This is a genomic window from Streptomyces sp. NPDC048504 (assembly GCF_043200035.1).
GTDB lineage: Bacteria > Actinomycetota > Actinomycetes > Streptomycetales > Streptomycetaceae > Streptomyces.
This window is the reverse complement of record NZ_JBICXA010000004.1, coordinates 426-24,849: the sequence shown is the minus strand read 5'-3', so window position 1 is coordinate 24,849 and position 24,424 is coordinate 426. Positions and strand designations below refer to the sequence as shown.

26 protein-coding genes are annotated in these 24,424 nt (G+C 71.0%); 15 read left to right on the top strand and 11 right to left on the bottom strand.

Features of this window, described 5'->3' with window-relative positions:
- Positions 1 to 897: a proline iminopeptidase-family hydrolase gene (locus ACGFY9_RS10995; protein ID WP_393753417.1), complete on the bottom strand. Its 897-nt coding sequence runs from the start codon at positions 895 to 897 to the stop codon at positions 1 to 3.
- Between the two features lie 293 nt (positions 898 to 1,190).
- On the opposite strand from ACGFY9_RS10995, the gene ACGFY9_RS10990 reads away from it, so the two are divergent.
- A complete protein-coding gene (locus ACGFY9_RS10990; RefSeq protein ID WP_393753416.1) occupies positions 1,191 to 1,898 on the top strand; it encodes a FadR/GntR family transcriptional regulator in 708 nt (235 codons plus the stop codon).
- A gap of 142 nt (positions 1,899 to 2,040) precedes the next feature.
- On the opposite strand, the gene ACGFY9_RS10985 is transcribed toward ACGFY9_RS10990, so the two are convergent.
- Positions 2,041 to 2,883, bottom strand: a complete 843-nt coding sequence (locus ACGFY9_RS10985) for a PhzF family phenazine biosynthesis protein (protein ID WP_393753415.1) — start codon at positions 2,881 to 2,883, stop codon at positions 2,041 to 2,043.
- A 49-nt stretch (positions 2,884 to 2,932) separates the two neighbouring features.
- On the opposite strand from ACGFY9_RS10985, the gene ACGFY9_RS10980 reads away from it, so the two are divergent.
- The 4 genes from ACGFY9_RS10980 to ACGFY9_RS10965 all read left to right on the top strand — a co-directional run bounded on the left by ACGFY9_RS10980 (position 2,933) and on the right by ACGFY9_RS10965 (position 6,082).
- Entirely contained in the window at positions 2,933 to 3,976 is a 1,044-nt protein-coding gene (locus ACGFY9_RS10980; protein ID WP_393753414.1) for a permease, read from the top strand.
- Positions 3,973 to 4,710, top strand: a complete 738-nt coding sequence (locus tag ACGFY9_RS10975) for a TIGR03943 family putative permease subunit (RefSeq protein ID WP_393753413.1) — start codon at positions 3,973 to 3,975, stop codon at positions 4,708 to 4,710. The genes ACGFY9_RS10980 and ACGFY9_RS10975 overlap by 4 nt, the downstream gene beginning before the upstream one ends.
- Before the next feature lie 205 nt (positions 4,711 to 4,915).
- Positions 4,916 to 5,368 carry a phospholipase gene (locus tag ACGFY9_RS10970; protein ID WP_393753412.1) on the top strand — a complete coding sequence of 151 codons (453 nt, stop codon included), beginning with the start codon at positions 4,916 to 4,918 and terminating at the stop codon, positions 5,366 to 5,368.
- Positions 5,369 to 5,491: 123 nt separating this feature from the next.
- Complete coding sequence (locus ACGFY9_RS10965) at positions 5,492 to 6,082, top strand: dihydrofolate reductase family protein (RefSeq protein ID WP_393753411.1); 591 nt, start codon at positions 5,492 to 5,494, stop codon at positions 6,080 to 6,082.
- A 29-nt stretch (positions 6,083 to 6,111) separates the two neighbouring features.
- Here ACGFY9_RS10965 and ACGFY9_RS10960 read toward each other — a convergent pair whose 3' ends face one another.
- Positions 6,112 to 6,891, bottom strand: a complete 780-nt coding sequence (locus tag ACGFY9_RS10960; protein WP_393753410.1) for a DeoR/GlpR family DNA-binding transcription regulator — start codon at positions 6,889 to 6,891, stop codon at positions 6,112 to 6,114.
- Between the two features lie 129 nt (positions 6,892 to 7,020).
- Between ACGFY9_RS10960 and ACGFY9_RS10955 the strand changes: the two genes are divergently transcribed.
- Both ACGFY9_RS10955 and ACGFY9_RS10950 read left to right on the top strand, forming a co-directional pair.
- Positions 7,021 to 7,902: an SIS domain-containing protein gene (locus ACGFY9_RS10955; protein WP_393753409.1), complete on the top strand. Its 882-nt coding sequence runs from the start codon at positions 7,021 to 7,023 to the stop codon at positions 7,900 to 7,902.
- 34 nt (positions 7,903 to 7,936) lie between these two features.
- Entirely contained in the window at positions 7,937 to 8,806 is an 870-nt protein-coding gene (locus ACGFY9_RS10950) for a ketose-bisphosphate aldolase (RefSeq protein WP_393753408.1), read from the top strand.
- Here the strand turns inward: ACGFY9_RS10950 and ACGFY9_RS10945 are convergent.
- Positions 8,796 to 9,929, bottom strand: coding sequence for a methyltransferase (locus tag ACGFY9_RS10945; RefSeq protein WP_393753407.1), 1,134 nt, complete (start codon positions 9,927 to 9,929; stop codon positions 8,796 to 8,798). The two genes, ACGFY9_RS10950 and ACGFY9_RS10945, sit on opposite strands and share 11 nt — an antisense overlap.
- A 77-nt stretch (positions 9,930 to 10,006) precedes the next feature.
- Between ACGFY9_RS10945 and ACGFY9_RS10940 the strand changes: the two genes are divergently transcribed.
- The 4 genes from ACGFY9_RS10940 (at position 10,007) to ACGFY9_RS10925 (ending at position 13,583) form a co-directional block, all read left to right on the top strand.
- Positions 10,007 to 10,648, top strand: a complete 642-nt coding sequence (locus tag ACGFY9_RS10940) for an alpha-ketoglutarate-dependent dioxygenase AlkB family protein (protein WP_393753406.1) — start codon at positions 10,007 to 10,009, stop codon at positions 10,646 to 10,648.
- A 133-nt stretch (positions 10,649 to 10,781) separates the two neighbouring features.
- Positions 10,782 to 12,020, top strand: coding sequence for an ROK family protein (locus ACGFY9_RS10935; RefSeq protein WP_393753405.1), 1,239 nt, complete (start codon positions 10,782 to 10,784; stop codon positions 12,018 to 12,020).
- 119 nt (positions 12,021 to 12,139) lie between these two features.
- Complete coding sequence (locus ACGFY9_RS10930; protein ID WP_393753404.1) at positions 12,140 to 12,391, top strand: hypothetical protein; 252 nt, start codon at positions 12,140 to 12,142, stop codon at positions 12,389 to 12,391.
- Positions 12,392 to 12,401: 10 nt separating this feature from the next.
- Complete coding sequence (locus ACGFY9_RS10925; protein WP_363100859.1) at positions 12,402 to 13,583, top strand: SPFH domain-containing protein; 1,182 nt, start codon at positions 12,402 to 12,404, stop codon at positions 13,581 to 13,583.
- A 118-nt stretch (positions 13,584 to 13,701) separates the two neighbouring features.
- On the opposite strand, the gene ilvY is transcribed toward ACGFY9_RS10925, so the two are convergent.
- On the bottom strand, positions 13,702 to 14,553 hold the full coding sequence (gene ilvY, locus ACGFY9_RS10920; RefSeq protein ID WP_393753403.1) for an HTH-type transcriptional activator IlvY: 852 nt from the start codon (positions 14,551 to 14,553) through the stop codon (positions 13,702 to 13,704).
- An 88-nt stretch (positions 14,554 to 14,641) separates the two neighbouring features.
- On the opposite strand from ilvY, the gene ACGFY9_RS10915 reads away from it, so the two are divergent.
- Positions 14,642 to 16,111 carry a ketol-acid reductoisomerase gene (locus tag ACGFY9_RS10915; protein WP_393753402.1) on the top strand — a complete coding sequence of 490 codons (1,470 nt, stop codon included), beginning with the start codon at positions 14,642 to 14,644 and terminating at the stop codon, positions 16,109 to 16,111.
- A 14-nt stretch (positions 16,112 to 16,125) separates the two neighbouring features.
- On the opposite strand, the gene ACGFY9_RS10910 is transcribed toward ACGFY9_RS10915, so the two are convergent.
- From ACGFY9_RS10910 to ACGFY9_RS10885, 6 genes are all read right to left on the bottom strand, one after another.
- Complete coding sequence (locus ACGFY9_RS10910) at positions 16,126 to 16,854, bottom strand: TIGR03943 family putative permease subunit (RefSeq protein ID WP_393753401.1); 729 nt, start codon at positions 16,852 to 16,854, stop codon at positions 16,126 to 16,128.
- On the bottom strand, positions 16,851 to 17,864 hold the full coding sequence (locus ACGFY9_RS10905; RefSeq protein WP_393753400.1) for a permease: 1,014 nt from the start codon (positions 17,862 to 17,864) through the stop codon (positions 16,851 to 16,853). The genes ACGFY9_RS10910 and ACGFY9_RS10905 overlap by 4 nt, the downstream gene beginning before the upstream one ends.
- Positions 17,865 to 17,951: 87 nt before the next feature.
- A complete protein-coding gene (locus tag ACGFY9_RS10900; RefSeq protein WP_393753399.1) occupies positions 17,952 to 18,866 on the bottom strand; it encodes a phosphotriesterase in 915 nt (304 codons plus the stop codon).
- Positions 18,860 to 19,444, bottom strand: a complete 585-nt coding sequence (locus ACGFY9_RS10895) for a DUF4865 family protein (protein ID WP_393753398.1) — start codon at positions 19,442 to 19,444, stop codon at positions 18,860 to 18,862. The genes ACGFY9_RS10900 and ACGFY9_RS10895 overlap by 7 nt, the downstream gene beginning before the upstream one ends.
- A gap of 11 nt (positions 19,445 to 19,455) precedes the next feature.
- Positions 19,456 to 19,851, bottom strand: a complete 396-nt coding sequence (locus ACGFY9_RS10890; protein WP_393753397.1) for a cupin domain-containing protein — start codon at positions 19,849 to 19,851, stop codon at positions 19,456 to 19,458.
- 12 nt (positions 19,852 to 19,863) lie between these two features.
- Positions 19,864 to 20,430 (bottom strand): TetR/AcrR family transcriptional regulator, encoded by a 567-nt coding sequence (locus ACGFY9_RS10885; protein ID WP_393753396.1) that lies wholly within the window; start codon positions 20,428 to 20,430, stop codon positions 19,864 to 19,866.
- Positions 20,431 to 20,643: 213 nt separating this feature from the next.
- On the opposite strand from ACGFY9_RS10885, the gene ACGFY9_RS10880 reads away from it, so the two are divergent.
- The 3 genes from ACGFY9_RS10880 to ACGFY9_RS10870 are packed head-to-tail and all read left to right on the top strand — an operon-like array spanning position 20,644 to position 24,259.
- The gene (locus ACGFY9_RS10880; RefSeq protein WP_393753395.1) at positions 20,644 to 20,952 is read left to right on the top strand and encodes an SHOCT domain-containing protein; all 309 of its coding nucleotides are present in this window, start codon (positions 20,644 to 20,646) and stop codon (positions 20,950 to 20,952) included.
- On the top strand, positions 20,949 to 21,701 hold the full coding sequence (locus tag ACGFY9_RS10875) for an ABC transporter ATP-binding protein (protein ID WP_393753394.1): 753 nt from the start codon (positions 20,949 to 20,951) through the stop codon (positions 21,699 to 21,701). Before ACGFY9_RS10880 ends, ACGFY9_RS10875 begins: the two co-directional genes overlap by 4 nt.
- Positions 21,698 to 24,259, top strand: a complete 2,562-nt coding sequence (locus ACGFY9_RS10870; RefSeq protein ID WP_393753393.1) for an ABC transporter permease — start codon at positions 21,698 to 21,700, stop codon at positions 24,257 to 24,259. The genes ACGFY9_RS10875 and ACGFY9_RS10870 overlap by 4 nt, the downstream gene beginning before the upstream one ends.
- Positions 24,260 to 24,424: the final 165 nt, after the last annotated feature.

Sequence of the window (24,424 nt, the reverse complement as noted above, 5' to 3'; positions counted from 1 at the left end):
TCAGTCGGTGGAGTCGAGGAAGGTGCCCACGACCCGGAGGTAGAGCTCTTCCTCCTCGACGTGCGGCATGTGGCTGGAGCGCTCGAACATGTGCCAGCGCACGTCGGGGATGTGGTCGGCGAACGGGCGCAGGGTCTCGGGAGTCGCCTCGTCGTACCGTCCGGACACCAGCAGGGTCGGTGCCTCGACCAGATGCAGCCGGTCGATCACGGACCAGTCCTTCATCGTGCCGACGACATGGAACTCGTTCGGCCCGTTCATCGTGTGGTACACGGTCGGATCCGCCGCGATGTTCTCCCAAGTCGCCTGCACCTCGGGCGGGTTGGGGATCAGCCGGCACACATGGCGCTCGTTGAAGACCTGCTCGGCGGCGAGGTAGTCGGGGTGGTCGGTGGTCCCGGCCGCCTCGTGGGCGAGCAGGGTCCGCTGGACCTCGGGCGGGAGCGCGGCGCGAAGTTCGGCCGCCGCCGCGAGCCACAGCTCCATGGACGCGGGGGAGTTGGCGATGACCAGCCCGCGCAGCCCGGCCGGCCGGCGTACCGCGTGCTCGGCGGCGAGCATGCCGCCCCAGGACTGACCGAGGAGGTGGTAGGCATCGGCGATGCCCAACTCCTTGAGCAGGTTGTCGAGTTCGTCGAGGAAGAGCTGGACGGTCCAGAAGTCGGCGCCCGCGTCGGGCAGATGGGTGGACAGCCCGGTGCCGAGCTGGTCGTAGTGCACCACCTGGCGGCCCTGTTCGGCGATGCCCGCGATGCTGAGCGTGTAGTTGTGACCGGCGCCGGGTCCGCCGTGCAGGACGACCAGCGGTGTCCTGCCGGGTTCGCCGGTGATCCGGTACCAGGTCGAATGGCCGTTGAAGTCGACGGTGCCGGTGTGCTTCGGTTCGGGAATCGCCACGCGAGGGCCTCCCAGGCGGGCCGGACGCGAGCCGGCCTCTGGTGGAAACGGAAAAGGAAGTGACGGATGGCTGTGATGGTGATTGGGTAAAAGGTCAGCGCACAAGACCTTTTAGCGGCGGCTGGGCAAGACGTAACGACGAGTTCACGTGGCCCGCCCGCGTTTACAGAAGCGGCACCGAAGGGGGAGGACAGCTGACATCCGTACCTGAGGCATCCGAAGCGGGGGACGAGTTCTCGCGCGTCCTGGACCGTGTCCTCCTCGGCGGCTCCCCGACCTCCGCGCTGCGCCCGGTGCGGGTCGCCTCGGCGGTCGACGAGGTGTCCGACCGGCTGCTCACCGCGATCGCCGTCGGCGACTTCCTGCCCGGCGAACGGCTGCCGGCCGAGCGCGAACTCACCGGCCTGCTGCGGGTCAGCCGCCCCACCGTGCGCGAGGCGGTCGCCCGCCTCCAGGCCGTCGGCGTGGTCGAGATCCGCCGCGGCCGCAACGGCGGGACCTACGTCCGCGACAGCTGGACCGAGTCGACGGCCGCCGCGGTCCGGCACACGCTGCTGCCCCGCTGGGAGGAGTTCGAGCAGCTCTTCGACCTGCGCGGCCTGGTCGAGGGCATGGTCGCCGCGACGGCGGCCCGACGCCGTAGCGCCAAGGACCTCGAACCCATGCGGGACGCCCTGTCCGCCTACCTCTCCGCGAGCACCCAGCGCGACGCGCACACCGCGGACAGCGCCTTTCACCAGGCCGTCCGCGCCGCCACGGGCAACCCGCAGATCGTCATGCTCAGCCAGGACCTGCTGGCCCGGATCAGCCTCGGCTTCCCGGTCGAGCCCTGGGGCAAGGGCGAACAGGCCCACTTCCACCAGGGCGGCGAGGACCACAAGGCCCTGTACGAGGCCATCGCCGCGGGCGAGCCCGAGCGTGCCGAGGAGATCGCCCGGGGGCACTTCACGATCAGCGCCGATCTGATCCGGGACGTGCTGGCGAGAGTCCGGGCGCGCTGAGCCCTCCGCTGGAGGCCGGTGCGTCGTCTGCCGGGCCGTCGTGGCTGGTCGCGCTCACGCGGCGGAGCCGCATATCGATGCAGCCCCGCGCCCCTTAGGGGCGCTCTACCTCACCGGGCTTCATCGGCCCCGCTCAGGGCGGCTACGGCAGCCGGATGAGGTCCGTGACCTTGGCGGTGCCACCCAGCCGCACCACCGGCCCGGGTCGTGCCGTCGCGGTGATCGTGGCCGGGATGCCCAGCGAGTCGCCCATGTCGACGGCGATCCCGGTGACGCCCCGACCGGCCAGGTCGGCGGCAAGACAGGCGGTGCTGTTGGCGTTCGCGATGTCCTCCGGGACGCCGATCGACGGCGCGAACATGCGCGCCGCGATCCGGCCGGAGCGCGTCGGCACCGAGTAGACGTAGCAGCCGAGGAGCCCGAACCGGTCGCAGGCCGACTGGAGTTGTCCGAAGTCCGGGGCGAGAGCGGCGAGGGCGGCCCGTGAGGTGACGGGGACCAGCAGCCGTGCCCGACCGACCGAGGCCACGCGGGTGCCGGGAGCGAGTGTGTCGCGGCCGACGCCCAGCGCAGGCAGGACGAGCCCGCACTCGGCCGCGGTCGGCTCACGCAGCTCGACGGGACCGGGCTCGAAGGCGGCACGGACCCGCGCCTCCTCCCGTACGGCCCACCCGGCGAAGGAACGCCCCGCCGCCCGCAGGGTGCCCCGGTACTCCGTACCCCCGGCGCGCTCCGCGAGGAAGGCCAGGGCGGCGACCGTCCCGTGGCCGCACGCGGGCAGTTCGCCTTCGGCGGTGAAGAAGCGAAGGGACACGTCCGACCCGCCCACCGAGACGAAGACGGCATGCGACGCCCCGGCGAGAACCGGCACTCGGCACCGCTCCACGTCGCTCAACCGCGTCTCGTCCAGCACCGCCGTGGGACTCCCGCCGGTGCCCGCACGCAGACACGCGCGGACGATGCTGACGGACAGTCGGCTGATCACACGAGAACCGTACTATCTTCTGTCACAACATCAGACATTCGGAGCAAATATGCAAAAAACGGATGAGCTGCTTGATGTGACGGAGACGGCGATCCCGGCCGCCACCCACCCACCCGAGCGCCGGCGCCGCGCCTTTCGCAGACCCTCGCCCGCGACCACGGCCGTCATCGCGCTCGGCCTCGCGGTGGCCGTCCTCGTGCTGTCGGGCACGCCGTGGCTGAACGACCCCGCCGTGGCGGCCTGGCGGACGGTCTGCCTGGCCATCACCGTCCAGGCGCTGCCCTTCCTCCTCCTGGGCACCGCCCTGTCCGGGGCCATCAACGCCTTTGTCCCGGCGGACCTGTTCACCAAGGTGCTGCCCAAGCGGGCCGCGCTCGCCGTGCCCGTCGCGGGCATCGCGGGAGCGGTCCTGCCGGGCTGCGAATGCGCGTCCGTGCCGGTCGCCAACAGCCTGATCCGACGGGGTGTCACCCCGGCCGCCGCGTTCGCGTTCCTGCTCTCGGCGCCCGCGATCAACCCGATCGTGCTGACCGCGACCGCCGTCGCCTTCCCGGGCAGCCCCGCCATGGTGCTGGCCCGGCTGCTCGCCTCGCTCGCCACCGCCGCCGTCATGGGCTGGCTGTGGCTCTGGCTGGGGCGTGAGGAGTGGCTGCGGCCCGTCGTACGGCACACCGGACACCAGTCGGGGCACAGCCGCTTCACGGAGTTCCGGCTCGGCTTCCAGCACGACTTCCTGCACGCGGGCGGCTTCCTCGTACTGGGCGCGATGGCCGCGGCCACCTTCAACGTGACCGTTCCGCGCTCGGTCCTCGACACCTTCTCCGGCTCGCCCTGGCTGTCCGTGCTGTTCCTGGCCGGACTCGCCGTGGTCCTCGCGGTCTGCTCCGAGGCCGACGCCTTTGTGGCGGCTTCACTCACAGGCTTCTCGCCCACAGCCCGGCTGGCTTTCATGGTGGTCGGCCCCATGGTGGACCTGAAGCTGATCGCCCTTCAGGCGGGCACCTTCGGCCGGGCGTTCGCGGTGCGTTTCTCCACCGCGACCACCGTCGTGGCCGTGGCCGCCAGCGTCCTGATCGGAGGCGCCCTGCTGTGAAGCGCACCGCCCAAGTACTGCTCCTGGTCCTGACCGGCCTCGGCCTCCTGCACACCGCCCTCTTCACCGACCTCTACCTGCGCTACGTCAAGGAGGGTCTGCGCCCGCTCCTGATCATCTCCGGCGCCCTCCTGCTGCTCCTGGGCCTGGCGCACGCGATGTTCGACCGCGGATCCGACGACGGGGAGGAGCACCACCACGACCACGAGCATGGGCACGACCACTCCACCGCCCCCCGCATCGCCTGGCTGCTCTTCCTCCCCGCGCTCAGCCTCCTCTTCTACGCCCCGCCCGCCCTCGGCGCCTACACCGCCTCCCACGCGGGCAGCGAGGCCGTCAAGAAACAGAAGGGGTTCGCCGCACTGCCCGCGACCTCGCCCCTGCCGATGACCCTCACGGACTTCACCACCCGGGTCCAGCAGGACAAGGAGCTGGCCATCAAGGGGCGCAGCGTCGAGATGACCGGGTTCGCGACGCCGGTCCGGGGCGGCGGCTGGGACCTGACTCGGATCATCTTCACCTGCTGCGCGGCGGACGCCCAGACCGTCAAGGTGCACATGTACGGCACCCCGGCCCCGCCCGCGAACACCTGGCTGGCCGTCACCGGGACCTGGCACACACAGGGCGCGCTCGGCACGCGAACCGCGGCGGCGGCCCTCGACGTCCACGCCACCCGGCCCATCGCCCAACCGGTGAACGCCTTCACGGACGACCTGCCTCTGACCCCGTCCTGAGGGGACGAACTCCGGCCGGCAGCAGGGGTGTTACGCATCCCCTCTGCCGGTCTGTCCCGCCGGGTTCATGTCCCGATCGCCTGGCATGTCCGAGAGTTAACGGGTCATTGGGGCACATGCGGTGTGAAGTGGGGGTCAACGCGTCAATCATCTTGTCATGAACCTGCGATCCGACGGGCGGATCGCGGTCTCATGGAGGTGTTGAATGCACCGCAGACTCGCCACCGGTCTCGCCGCCTCAACTCTGGCTCTGGCAGCCGTCGTCGCCACCGCGACAGCCGCCACCGCCGCCCCCGCCGACAAGCCCCAGGTCCTCGCCGGCTGGACCCAGACCAGCGCGTCCAGCTACAGCCTCTGGGCCGCGGCCCGCGCCAACCAAACCGCCTGGTCCGCCTACGAGTTCGACTGGTCCACCGACTACTGCTCCGACTCGCCCGACAACCCCTTCGGCTTCCCCTTCGCCACCTCCTGCGCCCGCCACGACTTCGGCTACCGCAACTACAAGGCCGCCGGCGCCTTCGACGCCAACAAGTCGCGTCTCGACAGCGCCTTCTACGAGGACCTCAAGCGCGTCTGCGCCGCCTACGGCGGCGCCACCGCGACCACCTGCAACAGCACGGCCTGGACGTACTACCAGGCCGTCAAGGTCTTCGGCTGACGGTCCGTCAACTTGCATGGCGGCGCGGGACGTTGCCCCTCGGCGTCCCGCACCGCGCTGTCCGGCAAGGAGTGGGAGCCGCGACGGCCGATGAGTTCGGGCGGCGCGGAAGGTCTACCTGACATGACTGACAAAGTGATCTCGGGAATGTCCATGTCCCTGGACGGCTTCATCGCCGCCCCGGACGACACCCGCGCCAACCCGCTCGGCGTCGGCGGCGAACGCCTGCACCGATGGGTCCGGGAAATGGACGACACCGACGCCAAGGTCCTCGCCGAGATGGCCGACGGCATCGGCGCCGTCCTCATGGGCCGGCATTCCTATGACGTCTGCGAAGGCGACGGCGGCTGGGGCGACGGAGGGCCCGTGGGGAAGGTCCCCTGTGTCGTGCTCACCCACAGCGCCCCCGATCCGGCGGACGTCGTCGCCCCCGACGTGTTCACCTTCGTCACCGACGGCATCGAGTCCGCGGTGGCCCGCGCCAAGGAGACCGCCGCCGGCGGGGACGTCGGGGTCCACGGTGCGAGCGTTGCCCAACACGCCCTGAACGCCGGTCTGTTGGACGAGGTGCACATCATGCTCGTCCCCGTGCTGCTGGGCGCGGGCAAGCGGCTCTTCGACCACCTCGGAGGTCCCGTCGAACTCCGCCGGCTCTGGACGCGCGAGTCGCCGGACATCACCCACCTGCGCTTCGAAGTCCTGACCAAGCACTGATCGGGTGTCTGGGGCGGCCCGGCTCCGCGTCACACGGCGACGACCTGCACCCCTGCCTCCTCGAACCGCCGCACCATGTCCGCCCCCGCCCCCGCGTCCGTCACCAGCGTGTTCACCGCCTGGGCCGAGCAGATCCGGGCGAACGCCCGTTGTCCGAGCTTGCTGGAGTCGGCCGCGACGACCACGCGCTCGGCGCGCTCGCACAGCAGCCGGTTGATCGCGGCCTCCGCCTCGTCGTGGGCCGCCGCGCCGTGCGTCACGTCGAAGGCCACCACACCCAGCACCGCCACATCGACGGTGATCTGCGAGAGCACCCCGTCCGCGAGGGGCCCGACGAGTTCGTACGACTGCGGGCGCGCGACCCCGCCGGTCAGCACGATCTTGAACTGGGGCCGTACGGCAAGCTCATTGGCGATGTTGAGCGCGTTGGTCACGATGGTCAGCGCGGGTGTTCCGGAGGTGAGGTCGCTGCGGACGGCCAGGGCGCGGGCCACCTCCGTGGTCGTCGTGCCGCCGGTCAGGCCCACCGCCTCGCCCGGCGCGACGAGTTCGGCGACCGCCTTCGCGATGCGCTGCTTCTCGGAGGCGTGCCGGGCGGTCTTGTAGCGCAACGGCAGTTCGTACGACACCCCGTGCACGACGGCGCCGCCCCGGGTACGCACCAGCATCTGCTGCTCCGCGAGTTGGTCGAAGTCACGGCGGATCGTCGCGGCCGACACCGCGAGGTCCGCCGCGGCCTCCTCGACATCGAGCCGACCGCGCTCGACGAGCAGGTCCAGCAGCGCCTTCCAGCGGGCGTCGCGCGACATCCGCACTCACTCTCCGTTCCTCGATTCTCCGCGACCCTAGCGCACGCCCCTCTGGTCCGATTGCTTGATTGTGCTCGAAAGGTCGCTATATCTTGCAGGAACAAGCATTCGCGGGGAGAGGGGTACGGCATGACCTATGTCGAGGACGAGCTGAACAGTCAGCCGGAATGCTGGATACGCGCCGCGGCGGAGGCGCCCCGATACCGGGACGTACTGCCCGTGCCGGGGGAGCGGGTCGCGATCGTCGGCTGCGGCACCTCGTACTTCATGGCCCAGGCGATCGCCGCCCTGCGGGAAGGCGCCGGCCAGGGCGAGACCGACGCCTTCGCCGCCTCGGAGTTCCCGCACGGGCGGACGTACGACCGGGTCCTCGCCCTCACCCGCTCCGGCACCACCACCGAAGTGCTGGAACTCCTACGGGCGTTGAAGGGGCGTACCCGCACCACCGCGATCACCGCAGACCCGCACACCCCCGTCATGACGGCCGCCGACGACATCGTCGTGCTCGACTTCGCCGACGAACGGTCCGTCGTGCAGACCCGGTTCGCGACCACCGCGGTCACCCTGCTCCGTGCCCACCTGGGCCTGCACACCGACGCCGTGGTCACCGACGCCCGCACCGCGCTCGCCGCCGAACTGCCCCAACAGCTCGTCGCCTGCACCCAGTTCACCTTCCTCGGTCGCGGCTGGACCGTCGGCCTCGCCAACGAGGCCGGGCTGAAGATGCGCGAGGCCTCACTGTCCTGGACCGAGGCCTACCCGGCGATGGAGTACAGGCACGGCCCGATCAGCATCACCACCCACGGCACCGCCACCTGGATGCTCGGCGAGGCGCCCGAGGGGCTCGCCCAACAGGTGGGCGCCACCGGCGGGTTGTGGATCGAGGGCGGCCTCGACCCGCTCGCCGAACTCGTCCGCGCCCAGCGCCTCGCGGTCGCCGTCGCCGCGTACCGCGACCTCGACCCGGACCGCCCGCGCCACCTCACCCGCTCGGTGATCCTCGCTCCCTGAAGCCCCGGTACTCCAGGTCAGGAAAGGGAAGACCGTGCCCCTCGTCACCACCGGCGAGCTCGTCACCCGCGCCGCCGAGGCCCGCTCCGCCGTCGCCGCCTTCAACATCATCACGCTGGAACACGTCGAGGCCGTCATCGCCGGTGCCGAGTCCACCGGCTCCCCCGTCGTCCTCCAAGTCAGCGAGAACGCCGTCAAGTTCCGCTACGGCCGTCTCCTCCCGCTCGCCCGCGCGGCCGTCGCCGCCGCCGAACGGGCCGCCGTACCCGTGGCGTTGCACCTCGACCACGTCCAGAGCGACGACCTTCTCCGACAGGCGCAGGCCGCCGGTTTCAGCTCCGTCATGTACGACGCGGCCCGCCTGCCCTACGCCGAGAACCTCGCCGCGACCCGCGCCGCCGCCGACTGGGCGCACGCCCAAGGGCTGTGGATCGAGGCCGAGTTGGGAGAGGTCGGCGGCAAGAACGGCGAGCCGCCCCTCGACGCTCACTCACCCGGCGCCCGCACCGACCCCGCTCAGGCCCGCGCCTTCGTCGCCGACTCCGGAGTGGACGCACTCGCCGTGGCCATTGGCAGCTCGCACGCCATGACCACCCGAACGGCCTCCCTCGACCACGACCTCCTCAAACGGCTCACCGCGACCCTGGACGTCCCCCTCGTCCTGCACGGCTCCTCAGGAGTCCCCGACGACGAACTGACCGCGGCCGTCACCGGCGGCATCACCAAGGTCAACGTGGGCACGGCCCTCAACCAGGCGATGACCGGCGCGATCCGCGCGTTCCTCGCCGAACACCCCGAGGCGGTCGACTCCCGCACGTACCTGAGCGTGGGGCGGGAGGCGATGGCGCAGGCGGTGGCCCGGATCATCGGCGTGCTCGCGGGAGGCGGTGGGGTTACCGCTTGACGGCCTTCAGCACCACGAACTTCGCGTCGCTGGCGACCAGTTGACTGTTGCCGAACAACCGCTTCAGCTTCACGTGGTAGGCGAGATGCCGGTTGCCGATCACCCACAGCTCGCCGCCCGGCCGCAGCGCGCGCCGTGCCCCGGAGAACATCCGCCAGGCCGTCGCGTCGGTCGTCGCTTGGTGGGAGTGGAACGGCGGATTGTTGAGCACGAGGTCCACACTGTCGGCAGGGACCCCGACCAGCCCGTCCCCGACCCTGAACTCGGCATGCCCGGGTGCTCCGTTGGCCTTGTACGTCGCCTCCGCCGAGGCCACCGCCTGGAACGACTCGTCCACGAACAGGACTTCGGCCTCCGGATCGGCCAGCGAGACCGCCGTGCCGACGACTCCGTTGCCGCACCCGAGGTCAACGACCTTGCCGAGCCCGCGACTTGAGGGCAGATGCTGGAGGAGGAAACGAGTCCCGATGTCGAGGCGCTCGGCGCAAAAGACCCCCGCGTGATTGACCACGGTCCGCCCCGAGACGACACCGATGCCGTCGGGCAGCGCGTAGCTGTGCGGCCAGGGATTGGTGCCACGTGCCACCGACAACCGGGGCGTGCAGTGGATCAGCCGGGCCTTCTTCTCGGCCAGCGAGGTCCGGGTCGGGCCGAGGATCCGCTCGAACAGCTTCAGCGTCGAGGTGTGGATCTCCTTCACCATGCCGGTACCGACGACAACCGTGTCAGCGTGCACCGCGGGCGCCAGCCGCAGCAACTGGTCCTCCAGCAGCGCGAGGCTCTTCGGCACCCTGACCAGCAGCACGTCGACACGCTCGGGCGGCGGGTCCTGGGTGGTGAGCAGCCGTACGGAATCCGCGGCGACCTCGTTGCGCGCGAGGTTCGCCTTCGTCGCTTCCTGGGTGAGGAACGAGTCCGTGATCTGCACCGGAGCGTACTCCGCGAGCGCCGTGGCCAGGGCGCCCCAGCGGTCGCCCACGATCACGACCGTGCCGGACAGCGGGGTGTCCTGTTCCGCGAGCTGCCGCAGAAGGTATTCGTCGGAGGCGTCCCAGGCGCGCAGCCGGTCGCGCGGGTCCTCGGGGAAGCGGGCCAGGGCGCGGTCGCCCCACGGAGTCGTCATTCGGTCGATATGGTCGTCCATCGTGCGCCAAGGCTAACCGAGTGCCAGCTCATGGCCGGTCGGGGCAGGATGGGGCCATGGACGCCGAGCTGTTTCCGAGGGTTCGTACGGAGATCACGCCGGGCGCGGTGCACGTGCCCGACTGGCTCTCCCCGGACCGCCAGCGCGACCTCCTGACGGCCTGCCGCGAGTGGGCCAGGCCTCCCGCCGGTCTCCGCACGGTCCGCACCCCCGGCGGCGGCATGATGACCGCCCGGCAGGTGTGCCTGGGCTGGCACTGGTACCCGTACGCCTACTCCCGCACGGTGACCGACGGCGACGGCACCCCGGTGAAGCCCTTCCCGACCTGGCTCGACGACCTCGCGCAGCGGGCGGTCACCGACGCACTGGGGGCGCCGACCGCGTCGTACGACATCGCCCTGATCAACTTCTACGACGGCGACGCCCGCATGGGCATGCACCGCGACGCCGACGAACAGTCCGACGCCCCCGTGGTCTCCCTCAGCCTCGGCGACACCTGCGTCTTCCGCTTCGGCAACACCGAAACCCGGACCAAGCCGTACACGGACGTCGAGTTGAGGAGCGGCGACCTGTTCGTGTTCGGGGGCGCGTCGAGGCTGGCGTATCACGGGGTGCCGAGGGTCTACGAGGGCACGGGGCCGGGGGAGTTGGGGTTGAAGGGCAGGTTGAATGTCACGCTCAGGGTGAGCGGCCTTTAGGGGCGGGGCTGTATCGATGTGCGGCTCCGCCGCGTGGGCGCGATCAGCCCCCACCGGCCCGCACTTTGATCGCGACCCTTCAACGGAACACCGGTCACCTCTCCCGCCTGCGGATCATGGGAGACTCGCCCTCATGAGTGGCAAGGCGGACCCCCGGCCGGCGGGGAATGGAACCACCTCAAGGGCACGACTGGACCGGGGCCGCGGAGCGCTCGGCCCCGCGCTGGAGCTCGTGCACACCGGCCGCGCCCCCACCCGCGCCGTACTCACCGCAGAACTGGGCGTGACCCGCGCGACGGCCGGCGCGGTCGCCGCCGAGCTGGAGGCGCTCGGCCTGATCAGGGTCGACGCCAGGCCCGGCGCCGCGGCCGGTTCCCAGGGCCGCCCCTCGCACCGGCTGGCGCTGGCCGATGACGGACCTGTAGTCCTCGCAGCCCAGGTACACGCGGACGGCTTCCGCGCCGCACTGGTAGGCCTCGGCGGCCAGATCGTAGCGACCGCCCCCGGCTGCGAGGCCGTGGACGCCGACCCGGCGAAGGTGCTCGGCTCGGTGGTGGAGGCCGGTGCGGATCTCTTGCGCGAGACGGGCCGTCGGTGTGTGGGTGCGGGGCTCGCCGTACCGTCCGCAGTGGCCGAGCCCGAGGGCCTAGCCCTCAACCCCCTCCATCTCGCCTGGCCCGCGGGCGCACCCGTGCGGCGGATCTTCGCGGAGTGCGTGCGCGCGGCCGGCCTCACCGGACCCGCGTTCGCGGGCAACGACGTCAACCTCGCCGCACTCGCCGAGCACCGGCACGGCGCGGGCCGCGGCGCCCGCGACCTGCTGTGCGTGGCGACCGGACACCGGGGTGTGGGCGGCGCGCTGGTGCTCGACGGGCGTCTGCACACCGGGAGTTCGGGCCTCGCGCTCGAAGTCGGGCACCTCACCGTGAACCCCGAGGGCCGCCCCTGCTACTGCGGCAGCCGCGGCTGCCTGGACGTCGAGGCCGACCCGCTCGCGTTCCTCACCGCCGCCGGCCGTGAGCCCGGCCCCGAGGTGTCCCTGCTGCAGGAGTCCAACGAACTGATCCGCCACCACTACGACGACCCGTCCGTCCGGAAGGCGGCCGAAATGCTCATCGACCGGCTCGGACTCGGGCTCGCGGGCCTGGTGAACATCCTCAACCCCGACCGGATCATCCTCGGCGGACTGCACCGCACCCTCCTCGACGCCGACCCCGACCGGCTGCGCGCGGTCGTCGCCGACCGGAGCCTGTGGGGGCAGAGCGGGGGCGTGCCGATCCTCGCCTGCACCCTGGACCACAACAGCCTGGTCGGGGCAGCCGAGTTGGCGTGGCAGCCGGTCCTCGACGACCCGCTGGCGGCACTGTCCTGACAGCGGGCGGTGCCACCCGGCGGACGCCGCGGAAAAGGTGTGTGGTGGGCCCGTTGGGTCCGTGACCCGAGTGGGTCTATCGTCGGAAACCTAAGGCCAGAGGATGGAGGCGGCCGGTGATGCCGCAGGACGAGCCCGTGATCGGATGCACGGGAGAGGTGATCATCGAGACCCGGGGAAGCGCGGGGCCCGGCGAGATCCTCGTGCGGGTCCGGGGCGGCTCCGAGACATTCCTGGCCTGGTCGGATGATCCCCTGCCCACGGGGGCCAGGGTGCTCGTGATCGAGTCCCGTGGACGGCGTGCTGTGCACGTCATCGAGTGGGCGGATCCATTGGACGCGCTGGGCGGCGATCCCGCTGGCGCAGAGTGAGGAGCAAGACATGTTCGGTTACCGCGTTCCCGCCCCCGATGAGGCGATGCTGATCTCGGGTGGCAGGCGGGGACTGGGGGGCGCGCCATTCCGAGTGGTGACGGGGCACGGAAAGTTCGTGCTTCCGGTCTTCCGCAAGACCCGTTTTCTCACGCTGTCGATGTGCGAGGCCGAGGTCACCGAGACCTGTGTGACCCGCCAGGGCATCGCGCTGCACGTCCGCGCCGTGATCGCGTTCAAAGTCGGCAACGACACAGAGAGCATCATCAACGCGGGCCAGCGCTTCCTCTCCGACCAGGACCAGATGTCGGTGCTGACCGGCCGGATCTTCGCCGGTCACCTGCGGTCCATCATCGGTTCGATGACGGTCGAGGAGATCGTCACGGAGCGGCAGAAACTCGCCGCCGAGGTCCTGGACACGTCAAAGGTCGAGATGGCGAAGATCGGCCTGATCGTCGACTCGCTGCAGATCCAGTCGATCGACGACGGCGAGGTCGGCTACATCGAGGCCATGTCCGCGCCGCACAAGGCGGCCATCCAGCGGCAGGCGCAGATCGCGCAGGCCCAGGCCACCCAGGCATCCGTCGAGGCGGAGCAGGTCGCGGCCCGCAACCAGGCGGAGTACGCCCGGCAGACCGCGGTGGTCAAGGCCGAGTACTCGGCCGAGGTCGACCGCGCCCAGGCGCAGGCCGCGCAGGCCGGACCGCTCGCGCAGGCCCACGCCCAGCAGGAAGTGCTCGCCGCGCAGACCGAACTGGCCCAGCGCCAGGCCGAGTTGCGCCAGCAGCAGCTGGTCGCCGAGATCGTCAAGCCGGCCGAGGCCGAGGCCCAGCGGATCAAGCTGCTCGCCATCGCCGAGGCGGACCGGATGAAGATCCAGGCCGAGGCGGCGGCGTCGTACGACCGGGTCGCGCTCGACCGGATGCTGATCGACCAGCTTCCGCAGATCGTGAAGGAAGCGGCGGGGGGTCTTGCGGGCGCCAACGTCAACGTCCTCAACGGTGCGGATGGGCTCGGCGAGATCGCCGCCGGCCTGGTCTCGCAGGGCCTTACGATCCTGGACTCGGTACGGGGGAACCTGAGCGGGTCGGACCCCGACGGGCGTCGGCCCGGTGACGAGGTCAAGAACCTGCTTCAGTTGCAGGCGAAGAAGGACGAGAAGAAGAACGACGGGCCGGTTGACCTGGACTAGGCGCTCCGCTGGGCGTAGGGGGTGTGCGTCGTCGGTTTGCTGCTGCGCCGTCGTGGCTGGGCGCGCTCGCGCGGCGGCAGCCGCAAATCAAATACAGCCCTGCGCCCCTTTGGGGCGCCTATGACGCCGTTAGGCTCCACAGGGCCGACACCAGTGGGCGGCGTAGGTCCGCCCTTCGTACGCACAGGCCGATCGGGAACGGCTCCGGCGGGGGGTCCGCCGGGATCACCGTCAGCCGTTCCCGGACGGCGCTGTTCTCCAGGACGAGGCGGGGTACCACGCCTGTTCCGCAGCCCAGGGCGACCAGGGTCAACAGGCCTTCGTGGCCGTCCGGTTCGCAGGCCACGTCCGGGGTCGTGCCCCGGGTGCGGAACCAGCGGTCGGCCGCCTCGCGGACCAGACCCCGGTGCGGGAGGACGAACGGGCCGTCGAGATGCGGGTCGGGACGGTCGAGGGCGGTGACCAGGACCAGTTCGGTCACCGCTACCGTCCGGCTCACCAACTGCTCGGGCAGCCGCGACGGGATGCCCGCGACCGCCACGGCGACCTCACCCTCGTCGAGGCGGGCCAGCGCTGCCGCCGCGTCGCCGGTGCGCAGATCGAGCCGTACCTGAGGATGCGCGGCCCGGAAGGGCGCCAACAGGTCGGGCAGCAGGGCCTGGCAGGCGGTCACCGTGGCGAACAGGGCCAGCCTGCCCGTGAGTTCGGCCGGGTCGGGATGCTCCTCACGGTAGGCACGCCACAACTCCAGTGACTGGACGGCGTATTCACGGAAGCGGTGCCCCTCCGCGGTCAGGGAGACCCCGCGCGCCCCGCGGTCGAACAGCCGGTGTCCGAGGTCGGCCTCCAGCCGCTGCACGGTCCGGGTGAGTGTCGCCGGACTGACATGGCAGTCGAGGCTCGTCCGCCCGAAGTTCAGCGTCTGCGCCAGATGCAGGAAAAGCCGTAGCTCCCGGTGGTCGTTCCGCATACCGTGACCTGGCTCTTTCAGCTCGCGCAACAGGACGCTGCACAGGTTGCGCTTGCCGCAATACCCGCCCGGAGCCTACAACTCCACCATGACCTCGACCACGTACACCTCCGCCGTCTTCACCCTCGAAACGATGGACGTGCCCGGCGGCACGGAGACCATCCTGCGCGGCGGCCGACACCTCTTCCCGCTGCTCCCGCAGGCCTTCGCCGGCGTCCGCCGCATCGGCGTCATCGGCTGGGGCCCGCAGGGCCGCGCCCAGGCCCGCAACCTGCGCGACTCCCTCGCCGGTACGGACATCCGGGTGAGCGTCGGCCTGCGCCCCGGCTCGGCATCCGCGGCCGACGCCCGCGCGCACGGCTTCACCGAGGAGGACGGCACCCTCGGCGACTGGCTCGCGGTCACCGCCGAGAGCGACCTGGTGATCCTGCTCATCGCGGACGCCGCCCTCGCCGCCCACCACGAGCAGATCTTCGCGGCCCTCAAGCCCGGGGCCACCATCGGCCTCTCGCACGGCTTCCTGCTCGGTCATCTCCGGGAAACGGGCAGGGAGTTCCCGTCCGGACACGGGGTCATCGCCGTCTGCCCGAAGGGCATGGGCGACTCCGTGCGCCGGCTCTACGAGCAGGGCGCCGAGATCAACGGCGCGGGCATCAACAGCAGTTACGCCGTCCACGCCGACCCCGACGGCAGGGCCACCGACCGCGCGCTCGGCTGGTCGGTCGCGCTCGGCTCGCCGTACACCTTCCGCACCACCCTGGAGAGCGAGTACCGCTCCGACATCGTCGGCGAACGCGCCATCCTGCTCGGCGCCGTCCACGGCATCATCGAGAGCCTCTTCACCCGCTACCGCCTGACCGGCGACGACGCGGTCACCGCGTACGAGCGCTCCTGCGAGAACGTCACCGGACCCATCGCCCGCACCATCTCCCAGGCCGGACTCCGCGCCGTCCGCGAGGAGTTGGACCCGACCGGACGGGAGGTCTTCGACCGGGCGTACTCGGCGACCTACGGCCCCGCCCGCGAGATCGTCGCCGAGATCTACGACGAGGTCGCCGACGGCACCGAGCTGCGCAGCGTCGTCCTCGCCGAACGGCGGCTCGGGGCACGGGAGATGAGCGGGATCGGCGGTTCCCCGATGTGGGCCGCGGGGGCGGAGGTGCGGGCGCGCCGAGCCGAACGGGCCCTGCCCGTCGAGCCGTTCACCGCCGGGGTGTTCGTGGCGACGATGACCGCCCAGGTCGACGAGTTCGCCGAGCGCGGCCACCCCTGGTCGGAGATCGTCAACGAGTCCGTCATCGAGGCCGTCGACTCCCTGCTGCCCTACATGCACGCCCGCGATGTGGCCTACATGGTCGACAACTGCTCCCGCACGGCCCGCCTGGGCGCCCGGCGTTGGGGTCCGCGCTTCCAGGCGGCCTACGAGCAGATCGCCTACCCGGCTGCCGAACTCCCGGCGGACGATGCCCTGTTGACTGCCTTCGACGGTCACCCCATGCACGAGGCGTTGGCCGCGGCGGCGAAACTGCGACCGTCCGTGGACATCTCAGTGGCCTAGCTCAGTTGCTCGGCTCAGCGTGGGGTCCCGAACGGCAGGGCGTCCTGGTAGGCGTTCACCGGCTTGGCGACCTTCTCGACGGTGACGCCGTCGAGTGCGGCCACGGCGGAACTCGTCCCCAGGGTTCCGCTCGCGTGCCAGGTCCCGGTGATCGTCACCCAGGTGTCGGCGGACAGGGCCGGGATGCCGTAGACCCGCACCTTGATGGACTGGGCGTCCGCCGCGCAGCACGAGATCATGATGCGGGTCAGGTCCCAGTGGGCGGACCCCTTGTCGGGCGTGACGAACCCGGTCATCTGGACGGTGCGGCCCTTGATGGCCCGCTTGCGGTCCTGCTGAACGCGGGTCGTGAAGTCCGTGAGGGTCATCGGCAGCGGCGAGGTCGCGGGCAGCGGATCGAAGGCGTCCTGCACGGGGACGGCCTTGGTGGCTGCGCGGGAGGCGGTGTAGGCGCCGAGGGCGGGCGGGGCGTAGAAGAGGAGGCTGAGCGCGGGGAGGAAGAGCAGCCAGGCGACGTGGGGGACCTTGGAGTGGTTGTGGCCCGCATGGTCGTCACCTTCGTCTGGTCTCCGCCGTGACCAGGCCTCCGCGATGCCGAGCAGGATCAGCAGGAACCCGGACAGGACGAGCATCGGGCGCATGCTCGGCTTGACGTAGCGCAGGCACAGGTCGGTGAAGAGGGAGGCGTGGAGCAGGCCCAGGCCGCTGAGGACGAGCAGGGTCACCTGGAGGGGGCGTCTCACAGCAGTACGGCTCCGATCAGCGCGCTGGACAGCACCGCGACGACCGTCGTGGCGGCGGAGAAGCGAGCCGCGAAGGCCCGGCCGAACGTGCCCGCCTGGAGGGCGATCAACTTCAGGTCCACCATGGGGCCCACGACCATGAAAGCCAGCCGGGCAGTGGGGGAGAAGCCCGTGAGGGAGGACGCCACGAACGCGTCGGCCTCGGAGCAGACCGCGAGGATGATCGCGAGCGCGGCCAGGAACAGCACCGACAGCCAGGGCGAACCGGCGAAGGTGTCGAGCACGGAGCGCGGTACGGCCACGTTGAAGGTCGCCGCGGCCATGGCACCGACGACCAGGAACCCGCCCGCGTGCAGGAAGTCGTGCTGGAAGCCGGTGCGGAACTCGGTGAAGCGGCTGTGCCCCGGCCGGTGCCCGGTGTGCCGCGCGACCGGCCGCAGCCACTCCTCGCGCCCCAGCCAGAGCCACAGCCAGCCCATGACCACGGCGGTCGCGAGCGAGGCGAGCAGCCGGGCCAGCACCATGACCGGGCTGGCGGGGAACGCGATCGCGGTGGCGGTCAGCACGACCGGGTTGATCGCGGGCGCCGAGAGCAGGAACGCGAACGCGGCCGCCGGGGTGACCCCGCGCCCGATCAGACTGTTCGCGACCGGCACCGACGCGCACTCGCAGCCCGGCAGCACGACCCCCGCCATCCCGGCCACCGGCACGGCGAACGCGGCCCGCCTGGGCAGCATCTTCGTGAACACCCGCGCCGGCACGAACGCGTTGATCGCTCCCGAGAGAGCCGTACCGAGGAGCAGGAAGGGCAGCGCCTGTGTGGTGATGGCGAGACACACGGTCCGCCAGGCCTGCACGGCCGGCGCGTCCAGCCACCGCCCGACGACGAACAGCATCAGCCCCGGAACGACAGCCGCCCCGAGCAGCATGAGCGGCCAGGACCGGGGCCACCCGGCCGCCGCGGCATCCGCCTCCGCCGCTCTCGGCGGCTCCACCGTCGTCGTCTGCACACGAGCTCCACATGTTCGATGTTCGGGTCGAACATAGCGGGCCCGCCTCAGCCCTCGGCGACCGCCTCCGGCGCGAGGGCGTACCCGTCAACGCCACTCGACAGAGAACGCCTTGGCGGGGTTCTCCGCGAACACGCGCTCCACCAGCTCCTCACCCAGCTCCACCGCGAGCCGTGGCCCCACCCGCCGCAGCAGGTAGGGCATCCCCGGACCGCCGTCCACCGAGCGTGCCCCGGCGGCCACCGTGTCCCCGCCGAGCAGCAGCCGGTCGCCGAAACCGGCCTCGGCCAGCGTCCGCACCGCGTCAGGCATCCGCCAGTCCGTGGCGTGGTGGGCGCGGGACGGGCCGTCGAACGCCAGGTAGGCGCCGGCGTCGGCGGCCTGTCGCTGGACCACCGGGTCGGGGGAGCGGTTGAGGTGGCCGAGGATCACCCGGTCCGGTTCGACCCCCAACGTGCCGCACAGCAGATCGAGCACGTCGAGGGCGCCCGTGCCCAGCTCCAGATGGACGGCGATGGGCGCGCCCGTCGCGCGGTGGGCCTCGGCCGCGGCGGTCATCGTCCAGCGGGCGTGCGCGTCGAGTCCGTGGAAGCCGCCCGCGACCTTGATGATCCCGGCGCGGACCCCGGACTGACCGACGCCTTCTGTCAGTTCGGAGACGAAGACCTCGGCCAGCCCGTCACGCAGACTCTCCAGCAACTCCGGGCTGTAGTGCGCCGCTTGGTGCAACCCGGTCGCGCAGACCACGTGCACCCCCGTCGACCGGGACAGCTGCGGCAGTTCGGTGACCCGCCGCCCCATCCCGTACGGCGTCCACTGCACGACGCTGCCCCCGCCGACGGAACGGAACACGTTCAACTCGGCCCGTGCGGCCGAGGCATCGCCCAGCTCCTGGCCGGGGAGTCGCGGGCTGCGGAGAAAGAGATGGTCGTGCGCGTCGCACAGACCCAACAGTCGGGGGTCCACGTCCCCAAGTACAGTACGGACAAGGGCATTCACCACTGCCGACCCCGCGGTAACCCGCCCCGCCCCGGCGCCGAAAGGTGCAGCACCTGGAACACGTCCCCCTCAGCCTTCGGCGACTCGTGCTCCCAGAGCGAGAAGTGGACGATCTCCCAGCTGTGCGGGTCGACGGCAGCCGCGGCGAGCACCGCACCGTCCTGACCGGCCAGCCGCCGGGTCTCACCCGCCGCGTCCTCCATCACCACTGCCAACTCCCCACTCCCCGCTATCCGTTGACGCCGCCGCACAGCGACGGCCGCCGGTGAGCCCGCGGCGCCGCCCTCCTCGTAGGCGAGACCGGTCCACTGCAACACCTCGGGCCGTCCGAAGTCGTTGACGAGCCCCTGGAAGGCGCAGCCCCAGAGGAAGCGGTTCATGCCCTCGACCGTGTTCCACAGATAGAACGGCGCGTACTGGTTGACCGGCGAACCGTGTACCCCGCGCTCGCGCAGGAGATACGTCTTGAATCCGAGCCCGTCCCAGTCGTCGAGCAGATGCCCGACCCGGGCGACCCGGCCCCGGATGATGCCCATGTCGTAGTCCGCGGGCAGAGTGAGTTCGTACTGCATCGCGTGCATCAAGTGCCCCCTCAGGCAGGGTAGTCCGCAGGGTCGACATGCTCGTACCAACAGGCGGTCGTACCGTCCTCCGCGGCCTCGACGACCGCGAGATGCGTCATGAACGTGCGCGGTGCGGCGCCGTGCCAGTGCCACTCGTCCGGCTCGATCCACACGGTGTCGCCCCCGCGGATCGGCTCGACGGCACCGCCCTTGCGCTGCACCAGCCCCTCGCCCTCGGTCACGTGCAGCACCTGGCCGTGCGGGTGCGTGTGCCACGCCGTGTGCGCGCCCGGCGTGAAGTGCACGCTGAACACCCTTATCCGGGACGGCGGTCGGGGTGAGGCAATATCGTCGAGCCACACCGTGCCGGTGAAGTTCTCCGTCGGACCTTGCCGCGTGTCGGGGTGCTTCCTGGTGATCCGCACGTACCTGGACTCCTATCGGGAGGACATGGGCGAGAGAAGGGAGAGCAGTCCCCGGACACCGGCGTCGAAGGCGGCCGGCGACCCGGACGCGCGGGCGAGCACATACCCGCCCTGCACGGTCGCGAGGATGGTGGCGGCGATCTCCTCGCCGTCCAGCTCCGGCCCGAACTGCCCCTGTTCCTTGCCCTCTTCGACGATTCCGGCGAGCCGCTCACGGATCGCGTCGAGCGTCGCGTCGACCGGTTCCCGCAGCTCGGCGCTGGCGATCACGTCCGGATCCATCGTCAGCCGCCCGACCGGACACCCGCGCAACACATCACGCTCGCGCCGCAGATACGCCTCGATCCGCTCGTACGGCGTGCCGGGCCCGTCGAGTACTTCCTCGGCGGTAGCCAGCAACTCCTCGGCCGTCCGCCGGATCGCCGCCAAAGCCAGTTCCGGCTTGCCCTTGAAGTGGTGGTACATGCTGCCCTGCCCGGCGCCCGCTCGCTCCAGGATCGCCTTGGGGCTGGTGCCGACGTAGCCACGCTCCCACAACAGCTCGCGGGTGGACTCGATCAGTCGCTCCGAGGTGCTCATGGCAGGACTGTACATACTAGTAGGTACAGAAGTCGAGAGGTTGTCGACGCACGCCGGGAGCAGCCAAAACGACCCCGCGTACTCCCCGGGAGGTACGCACACTGCCGCTGGCCGTACGACGACCCGGACCCCTCCCCGGAGCCAGTCTCGATACATCACCGGACATCACAGGAAGCCCATCGAGGGCTCCGGACTCCTTGGAGATGAATCGACATGCAGACTCTGGCGAACTGGAACGGCGGCGGCCCCGGCCCGTGGATCCTGTTCCTCCCGCTGATCTGGGCGGCCATGGTGGTCGGCGTGGTGACCGTCCTGCGCCGCACGGTCTGGCGCGGTCGGGGGCTCGGGCGTGGCGGCCCGTGGCGCGAGATGGCCGACCCCCGTCCCACCGGCGACTCCCCGCTCGCCGTCCTCGGCCGCCGCTTCGCGTCCGGCGAGATCGACGAGGACGAGTACTGGCGCCGCCTCTCCGTCCTGGACGAGCAGTTCGGCCGCACCGGCAAGGGAGGCGGCCCGGCATGACCACCGCGACCACCACCCGCACGGCCGCGCGGGTCGTCGACGCCGTCAAGGTGTACGGCGTCGGCGACACCGCCGTCCGCGCCCTGGACGGGGTGAGCGTCGACTTCCCGGCCGGCCGCTTCACCGCGATCATGGGCCCCTCGGGCTCCGGCAAATCCACCCTGATGCACTGCGCGGCCGGACTCGACACGCTCACCTCGGGCGCCGCGTACATCGGCGACACGGAACTCGGCTCGCTCGACGACCGCCGCCTCACCCTCCTCCGCCGGGACCGCGTCGGCTTCGTCTTCCAGGCGTTCAACCTGGTGCCGACGCTGACCGTCGCGGAGAACATCACCCTGCCCCTCGACCTCTCCGGAACCAGGGGCGACCGGGAGTGGATCGACGCACTCGTCGACGTAGTCGGCCTGCGCGACCGCCTCCACCACCGCCCCTCGGAACTCTCCGGCGGCCAGCAGCAACGCGTCGCCGTGGCAAGGGCGTTCGCGGGCCGGCCGGAGGTCGTCTTCGCCGACGAGCCGACCGGCAACCTCGACTCCCGCTCCGGCGGCGAGGTCCTCGGACTGCTCCGCCGCGCCGTACGGCAGACGGACCGCACGGTCGTGATGGTGACCCACGACCCGGTAGCCGCCGCCCACGCCGACGAGGTCGTCTTCCTCGCGGACGGACGCCTCGTGGACCGCGTGCAGGCCCCCACGGCCGAAAAGGTCCTGGACCGTCTGAAGGCCTTCGAGGACGTGAGGTCATGAACGCGTCCGTGCGCCTGAGCATGTCCTCCCTGCGGGCCCACAAAAGGCGCTTCGCCGGAACGTTCCTCGCCGTGTTCCTCGGGGTCGCCTTCCTCGCCGGGACCCTCGTCATGGGCGACACCCTGCGCGCCAACTTCGACACCATGTTCGGCGACGCGACCAGCGGCACGGACGCGGTGGTCCGCAGTGCCGACGCCATCACGACACCGGGCGAGAGCCAGGGCGTACGGCAACCGGTGCCCACGGCCCTGGTGAAGACCGTCGAGCAGGTCCCCGGCGTCGCGGCCGCCGCCCCCAGCATCCAGGGCGCGGGCCAACTCGTCGGCGCCAACGGCGAGGCCATCGGCGGCAAGGGGCCGCCCACCCTCGCCGGCAACTGGATCACCGACCCGAAACTCAACCCGTACCGCCTCGCGAAAGGCCGAACTCCGGCCAGGCCGGGCGAGGTTGTCGTCAACCGGGGTGCCGCCGACAAGGGCCACTTGAAGATCGGCGACACGACGACCCTGCGCACGCCCGACCCGGTCAAGGTGACGATCGTAGGCCTCGCGACCTTCGGCGGCGAGGACGGTATGGCGCAGGTGACGTTCACCGGCATGACCCAGTCCGACGCCGAGAAGTACCTCACCGCGAAACCGGGCGAGGCGGCGAGCATCCAGGTACGGGCCGGCCCGGGCGTAAGCCAACAGATACTGGTCGACCGCCTGACTCCCGTACTCCCCAAGGGAGTTGAGGCGATCACGGGTCAGAAGTCGGCACAGGAGAACACGGACATGATCTCGTCCCAGTTCCTGACCGTCTTCACCACGTTCCTCCTGGTGTTCTCCGGCATCGCCCTCCTGGTCGCGACCTTCTCCATCCACAACACCTTCGCGATCGTCATCGCCCAACGCACCCGCGAGAACGCCCTGTTGAGGGCCCTCGGCGCCTCCCGCCGCCAGGTCACCGCGGCCACCGTCACCGAGGCGAGCGTCGTCGCCGTGACCGCGTCGGCCGCCGGACTGGCGGGCGGCATCGGAATCGCGGCCGGACTGAAGATGCTGTTCCCGGCGATCGGATTCCCGTTCCCTGACGGCGACTTGGTGATCCGTACACTCTCCATGGTCCTGCCCCTGGCAGTCGGCATCATCGTCTGCCTCGGCTCGGCACTCATGCCGGCGGTACGAGCGGGCCGCACCGCACCCCTGGCGGCGCTGCGAGAGACGGCCGTGGACCAGTCTGGCGCGTCCCGCGTCCGAGCGGTGACGGGAATGGCACTCGCCGCCTTCGCGATGGGGGCCACCCTCACTGGCGTACTGATCTCACCGTCCTTGCTCCTGGCGGGACTTGGGGCGGTACTGGCCCTGGTCGCCTTCGTGGTGCTGGGCCCGGTCGCCTCCTCCTCGGCGATACGCGTTCTGGGCAGCCCCCTCGACCGCCTGCGCGGCGTCACCGGCGGACTGGCCCGGCGCAACGCCCTGCGCAGTCCCCGCCGTACGGCCGCCACCGCGAGCGCGCTGATGATCGGGGTGGCCGTGGTGTCCCTGTTCACCGTGTTCGGCGCGTCGTTGAAGGCGACGATGGACCAGACGGTGTCCCGCTCCTTCGCCGGCGACGTGGCCGTCAGCACTCCGTCCTTCGGCGCGGGAGGCAGCGGCCTGAGCCCCCGACTCGCCGGAGCCATCGGCAAGTTGCCCGAGGTGAGCACGGCAGTGGGACTCGGGCGCGGGGTAGCCGAAGTAGACGGCAAGGGACGGGCGTTGACGGTGACGGACCCCACCGCCTTGGCGCGCACCTTCGACCTGGGAACGGTCCACGGCTCCCTGAGCACCCTCGGCACCGACGGCATCGCCATCACCAGAACAGAGGCCGACCGCCAACACCTGACCACCGGCAGCAAGGCCCAACTCACTTTCACCGACGGCAAGAAGCAGACCTTCACAGTCCGCGCGGTCTACGGTCAGTCCGAACTCGCCGGCGACTACGTCATCACCCGCGCTGCCTGGGCCCCGCACCGCACCCAGGACTCCGACACGCTCGTCGCCGTCTCCTTCAGGAACGGCGTGAGCATGGCCAAGGGCAAGGCGGCGGTCGAGAAGGTCGCGACCCACTACGGCAACCCACAAGTCCAGACCCGCCACGAATACGCCCAGAACTCGGCCGGCGGCATCGACATGATGCTGACCCTCGTCTACGCGCTGCTGGCCCTGGCGGTCCTGATCGCACTCCTGGGCATCGCCAACACCCTCACCCTGGCGATCCACGAACGCACCCGCGAACTGGGCCTGTTGAGGGCAGTGGGCCAGACCCGTTCCCAACTCCGGGCGATGGTCCGCTGGGAGTCGGTCCTGGTCGCGGCCTTCGGCACCGTCGGCGGCCTCACCCTGGGCGCCTTCCTGGGCTGGGTCCTGGCCAAGGCCTCGGACGGCGCGAGCGACAGCACCTTCGCCTTCGCGCTCCCACCGGTCCAACTCGTAGTGGTGGCCCTGGTGGGCGTAGCCGCAGGTGCCCTTGCGGGCCTGCGCCCGGCACGCCGAGCCGCCCGGCTGGACGTATTGCGGGCGATTGCCACCGAGTGATCGAACACCGGTGGAGAAGCGAACGGCGTCAACCTTCACCAGGGGCGCGGGCCCACCAAGTCCAACTGTCCCCACGTGGACGGCCGAGAGGGAGCCGTAGGGGCGCGCCGGTGTCGAGAGACCCAGCGCGCGGAGGCGCGCAGCGCCGAGCACGGTGGGTCTCTC

Excerpts from the sequence above, each read along its gene's own strand:
- ACGFY9_RS10980 (WP_393753414.1), top strand. The coding sequence starts at position 2,933 with ATGCAAAAAACGGATGAGCTGCTTGATGTGACGGAGACGGCGATCCCG.
- ACGFY9_RS10970 (WP_393753412.1), top strand. The coding sequence starts at position 4,916 with ATGCACCGCAGACTCGCCACCGGTCTCGCCGCCTCAACTCTGGCTCTG.
- ACGFY9_RS10965 (WP_393753411.1), top strand. The coding sequence starts at position 5,492 with ATGACTGACAAAGTGATCTCGGGAATGTCCATGTCCCTGGACGGCTTC.
- ACGFY9_RS10960 (WP_393753410.1), bottom strand. The coding sequence starts at position 6,891 with ATGTCGCGCGACGCCCGCTGGAAGGCGCTGCTGGACCTGCTCGTCGAG.
- ACGFY9_RS10955 (WP_393753409.1), top strand. The coding sequence starts at position 7,021 with ATGACCTATGTCGAGGACGAGCTGAACAGTCAGCCGGAATGCTGGATA.
- ACGFY9_RS10945 (WP_393753407.1), bottom strand. The coding sequence starts at position 9,929 with ATGACGACTCCGTGGGGCGACCGCGCCCTGGCCCGCTTCCCCGAGGAC.
- ACGFY9_RS10940 (WP_393753406.1), top strand. The coding sequence starts at position 10,007 with ATGGACGCCGAGCTGTTTCCGAGGGTTCGTACGGAGATCACGCCGGGC.
- ACGFY9_RS10935 (WP_393753405.1), top strand. The coding sequence starts at position 10,782 with ATGAGTGGCAAGGCGGACCCCCGGCCGGCGGGGAATGGAACCACCTCA.
- ACGFY9_RS10930 (WP_393753404.1), top strand. The coding sequence starts at position 12,140 with ATGCCGCAGGACGAGCCCGTGATCGGATGCACGGGAGAGGTGATCATC.
- ACGFY9_RS10925 (WP_363100859.1), top strand. The coding sequence starts at position 12,402 with ATGTTCGGTTACCGCGTTCCCGCCCCCGATGAGGCGATGCTGATCTCG.
- ilvY (WP_393753403.1), bottom strand. The coding sequence starts at position 14,553 with ATGCGGAACGACCACCGGGAGCTACGGCTTTTCCTGCATCTGGCGCAG.
- ACGFY9_RS10915 (WP_393753402.1), top strand. The coding sequence starts at position 14,642 with ATGACCTCGACCACGTACACCTCCGCCGTCTTCACCCTCGAAACGATG.
- ACGFY9_RS10895 (WP_393753398.1), bottom strand. The coding sequence starts at position 19,444 with ATGCACGCGATGCAGTACGAACTCACTCTGCCCGCGGACTACGACATG.
- ACGFY9_RS10885 (WP_393753396.1), bottom strand. The coding sequence starts at position 20,430 with ATGAGCACCTCGGAGCGACTGATCGAGTCCACCCGCGAGCTGTTGTGG.
- ACGFY9_RS10880 (WP_393753395.1), top strand. The coding sequence starts at position 20,644 with ATGCAGACTCTGGCGAACTGGAACGGCGGCGGCCCCGGCCCGTGGATC.
- ACGFY9_RS10875 (WP_393753394.1), top strand. The coding sequence starts at position 20,949 with ATGACCACCGCGACCACCACCCGCACGGCCGCGCGGGTCGTCGACGCC.
- ACGFY9_RS10870 (WP_393753393.1), top strand. The coding sequence starts at position 21,698 with ATGAACGCGTCCGTGCGCCTGAGCATGTCCTCCCTGCGGGCCCACAAA.